This is a genomic window from Streptomyces sp. NPDC057654 (assembly GCF_042800135.1).
Lineage (GTDB): Bacteria > Actinomycetota > Actinomycetes > Streptomycetales > Streptomycetaceae > Streptomyces.
On sequence record NZ_JBHVHQ010000733.1, the window covers coordinates 1 to 4392 of the forward strand.

Consider the following 4392-nt stretch of genomic DNA (forward strand, 5'->3'; position numbering starts at 1 on the left):
AGCTAGCGCACGTCGCCGTAGCGCTCGTCCGGGTACCCCTGCCCCGGGTACCCCTGCGCCGGCTGGCGCGCGGCGGCGGGCGGCCGTGCTCCCCAGCGGTTGCGGGGGTGCCGGGTCAGCGTGTAGCCGCCGACGCCGAGGAGCGCCGCGAGGACGCCGCCGCCCAGGGTCCACGCCCAGCGGTCCGAGAACCAGCCGCCCGTCCAGCCGTCCTCCGGCTCGGCGACCGACTGGGCGTGCAGCGGCGCGCCCAGCTCGCCGCCGCCGTCGTACGAGCCGCCTGCGCTCTCCGCCGTCGCCTCGACCTCGGCGCGGGCGGCGAGGCCCATGTCCGTGTCCGGGGCGTCCGCGACGGTCAGCCGCAGGTAGTACGCGCCGGGCAGCGGGTCGTTCGACCAGCGCTCGGCCCACTGCCGTACGGGGCGCAGGGTGCAGGTGAGGGTGATGGTGGTGTCCGTCTCGGACGCCCGCTTCGTCGGCTCGCCGGAGGCGCACGCCTGGCGGCGGCGCAGGCCGTCGAAGACGTCCATCTGCCAGGTGGCGGCGCCGTGCCGCAGGCTCGCCTCCGGGAGGGTCACCTTCGCCTTGGCGGTCGCCCGCTGGCCGGCCCCGGCCGGGAACTGCCAGTAGAGGTAGTCGCCGGTGGAGGCGGTGGCGCTCGCCTTCTGGCCCTGCTTGATGGCCGTGGCGGTGCGGAAGCCCGTACCGGCCTCCGTCGGAGCGGAGGACTCAGAGGAGCCGTCACCGCTCGCGGTCGCGCTCGGGGTGGGGGTCGCGTCGTCGGCCACCGCGGCGGCCGGGGCGAGGAACAGGGCCGAGGCGGCGAGCAGCGCCGCGCCCAGCACACGTGTCGTACGCATCAGTTCGCCCTCCAGACCGCGACGCGCCAGCGGGTCAGCCAGCCCCAGATCAGCCCCGCGAGGAGGCCGACGCCGCCGAGGGCGGCGAGCAGCACCCAGCCGCGGCCGAGGCCGAAGGCGGCCACGTCCGAGGCGTTGTCGGGCGCCTTGACGAGGTCGACGGCCAGCTCGACGGGGAGCCCCGGCTCGCGCTTGACGGAGTCGGGCGCGGAGAAGGAGTTCGCGACCTCCAGGCAGACCGTCTTCGGGTCCGGCTGGCTGCCGTCGGACTTCTTGTCCTGCTCGGCGACGGGGTAGCGCAGGCCGGAGGAGAGGACGTCGGTGCGTCCGCTGCCCGCGTCGCTGCCGCGTACGAGCTCCTGGCCCTTGTCGCTGACGGCGCGCAGCCGCACCCCGTAGTCGGGGTTGACGGCGCGGTCCGCGCTGACGCTCACCGCGGCGCGCAGCTCCTGACCGGGGTTCACCTTCACGCGGTACCAGCGGTGTTCGGCGAACTTCTCGCGGTCGGTGAAGATACCGGCGCCCAGCACCGGCGCGTTGGTGCACTGGTCGCTGGCGCCCTGCACCGCCTTCGGCGGCGCCTCGACCGGGTCGGCGGTGCGCTTGACGAGCTGCTTGATCCGGCCGGAGAGCTGGTCGGCGTGCTGCACCGAGGTGTAGGTGCCGCCGGTCGCCTCGGCGATGCAGCTGAGCTGCTTGCGGGTCTTGTCGTCGTGGGCGAGGCCGAGCGTGTCGACCGTCAAGTGCGTGCCCTTGGCGGCGAGTTCGCGGGCCACGTCGCAGGGGTCGGGCTTGCCGCAGGAGTCCTCGCCGTCGGTGATGAGGACGATGCGGCGGGTGCCGCCGTCGTTGCCGAGGTCCTTGTCGGCGGCGCGCAGGGCGTAGCCGATGGGGGTCCAACCGGTGGGCTTCAGGTTGGCGACGGACGCCTTGGCCGTGGTTTTGTCCACCTGTCCGACGGGGTACAGCTGCTTGCTGTCCTTGCAGCCGATCACCTTGTTCTCGCCGGGGTATTCGGAGCCGAGGGTCCGGATGCCGAGCTGGACCACCTCCGGCGTCGCGTCGATCACCTCCCCGAACGCCTGCTTGGCCGCGTCCATGCGCGACTGCCCGTCGATGTCCTTGGCGTTCATCGAGCCGCTGACGTCGAGGACGAGCTCTACCTTGGGGGCCTTCTCCGCCGCTTCGTCCGCGGCGAGGGCCGGGGGTGCGCCGGCGGCCAGGGTGGCGAGCGCCGCGAAGGCGCCCGCCACCAGCCGTCTTGTGATGATCATTCAGCGGATCTTAGTGATCACCTGGCGATGGGCCCAATTTGCTATTTGAAGACCCGTCACCCTCGCGACGAGGCGTCAGTCGTCGCCCTCCAGGTTGCCCTCGGTCTCCAGGAACACCTGGCGCAGCGCGTCCAGGGTCTCCGCGTCCGGCTCGGCCCACATGCCACGGCTCTCGGCCTCCAGCAGCCGCTCCGCGATCCCGTGCAGGGCCCAGGGGTTGGCCTCCTGGAGGAACGCGCGGTTCTCGGGGTCGAGGACGTAGGTCTGGGCGAGCTTGTCGTACATCCAGTCGGGGACGACGCCGGTGGTCGCGTCGTAGCCGAAGAGGTAGTCGACGGTGGCGGCGAGTTCGAAGGCGCCCTTGTAGCCGTGGCGGCGCATCGCCTCGATCCAGCGGGGGTTGACGACGCGGGCGCGGAAGACGCGCGAGGTCTCCTCGACCAGGGTGCGGGTGCGGACCGTCTCGGGCCGGGTGGAGTCGCCGATGTACGCGGCCGGGGCGGTGCCCTTCAGAGCCCGTACGGTCGCGACCATGCCGCCGTGGTACTGGAAGTAGTCGTCCGAGTCGGCGATGTCGTGTTCGCGGGTGTCGGTATTCTTGGCGGCAACCGCGATGCGCTTGTAGGCGCTCTCCATCTCCTCGCGGGCCGGGCGGCCCTCCAGTTCACGGCCGTACGCGTAGCCGCCCCAGACGGTGTAGACCTCGGCGAGGTCGGCGTCGGTGCGCCAGTCGCGGCTGTCGATGAGCTGGAGCAGCCCCGCGCCGTACGTGCCGGGCCGGGAGCCGAAGATACGGGTGGTGGCCCGGCGTTCGTCGCCGTGCACGGCGAGGTCGGCCTGGGCGTGGGCCCGTACGTAGTTCTGCTCGTCGCTCTCCTCCAGACCGGCCGCGAGCCGCACGGCGTCGTCAAGGAGCCCGATGACGTGCGGGAAGGCGTCGCGGAAGAAGCCGCTGATGCGCAGGGTCACGTCGATGCGCGGGCGGCCCAACTCCTCGGCGGGGATCGGCTCCAGGCCGTTCACACGGCGCGACGCGTCATCCCAGACGGGGCGGATGCCCATCAGGGCCAGCGCCTCGGCGATGTCGTCGCCGGAGGTGCGCATCGCGCTCGTGCCCCACAGCGAGAGGCCCACCGACTTGGGCCACTCGCCGTTGTCGGTGCGGTAGCGCTCCAGGAGCGAGTCGGCGAGCGCCTGGCCGGTCTCCCAGGCGAGGCGGCTGGGCACGGCCTTGGGGTCGACGGAGTAGAAGTTGCGGCCGGTCGGCAGGACGTTGACGAGGCCGCGCAGCGGGGAGCCGGACGGCCCGGCGGGCACGAAACCGCCGTTCAGACCGTGCACCGCGTGGTCGAGCTCATCGGTGGTGGCGGCGAGCCGCGGCACCACCTCGCGGGCGGCGAACTCCAGGATGGCGCGGACGCCCTGACGCTGCGCCTCGGGCAGCTCCAGGCATGCCTTCTCGGCGGCGGCCGGCTCCCAGGCCGCGTCCTCCATGGCCTGTACGAGCGCACGGGCGCGGTCCTCGGCCTCGTCGGCGCCGGTGCGGGTGGCGGCGGACTCGTCGAGGCCGAGGGCCTCGCGCAGGCCGGGCAGGGCGGCGGTGCCGCCCCAGATCTGCCGCGCGCGCAGTATCGCGAGGACCAGGTTGACGCGCTCGGGGCCGGTGGGGGCGCCGCCGAGGACGTGCAGGCCGTCGCGGATCTGGGCGTCCTTGACCTCGCACAGCCAGCCGTCGACGTGCAGCAGGAAGTCGTCGAAGCCGTCGTCGTCCGGGCGGGCTTGGAGGCCGAGGTCGTGGTCGAGCTTGGCGGCCTGGATCAGCGTCCAGATCTGGGCGCGGATGGCGGGCAGCTTCGCCGGGTCCATGGCGGCGATGGAGGCGTACTCGTCGAGGAGCTGCTCCAGGCGCGCGATGTCGCCGTAGGACTCGGCGCGGGCCATCGGCGGGACGAGGTGGTCGACGAGCGTGGCGTGGGCGCGGCGCTTGGCCTGGGTGCCCTCGCCGGGGTCGTTGACGAGGAAGGGGTAGATGAGCGGCAGGTCGCCGAGGGCGGCGTCGGGGCCGCAGGCGGCGGACAGGCCCGCGTTCTTGCCGGGCAGCCACTCCAGGTTGCCGTGCTTGCCGAGGTGCACCATGGCGTCCGCGCCGAAGCCGCCGTCGGCCCGGTCGGCGGCGATCCAGCGGTAGGCCGCGAGGTAGTGGTGCGAGGGCGGCAGATCGGGGTCGTGGTAGATGGCGATGGGGTTCTCGCCGAAGC

3 protein-coding genes are annotated in these 4392 nt (G+C 73.1%); all 3 read right to left on the bottom strand.

Annotated elements, in window-relative coordinates; genetic code table 11:
- Positions 1–2 precede the first annotated feature (2 nt).
- Positions 3–860, bottom strand: a complete 858-nt coding sequence (locus ACFU99_RS34660) for a hypothetical protein (protein WP_384399860.1) — start codon at positions 858–860, stop codon at positions 3–5.
- Positions 860–2134: a VWA domain-containing protein gene (locus ACFU99_RS34665; protein WP_384399862.1), complete on the bottom strand. Its 1275-nt coding sequence runs from the start codon at positions 2132–2134 to the stop codon at positions 860–862. The genes ACFU99_RS34660 and ACFU99_RS34665 overlap by 1 nt, the downstream gene beginning before the upstream one ends.
- A 75-nt stretch (positions 2135–2209) precedes the next feature.
- Positions 2210–4392 (bottom strand): cobaltochelatase subunit CobN (cobN, locus tag ACFU99_RS34670; RefSeq protein WP_384399865.1); only part of this gene is annotated, 2183 nt, incomplete at its 5' end.

What these genes read in the sequence shown, in the direction of transcription:
- ACFU99_RS34660 (WP_384399860.1), bottom strand. Translation starts at nt 860, where the DNA reads ATGCGTACGACACGTGTGCTGGGCGCGGCGCTGCTCGCCGCCTCGGCC.
- ACFU99_RS34665 (WP_384399862.1), bottom strand. Translation starts at nt 2,134, where the DNA reads ATGATCATCACAAGACGGCTGGTGGCGGGCGCCTTCGCGGCGCTCGCC.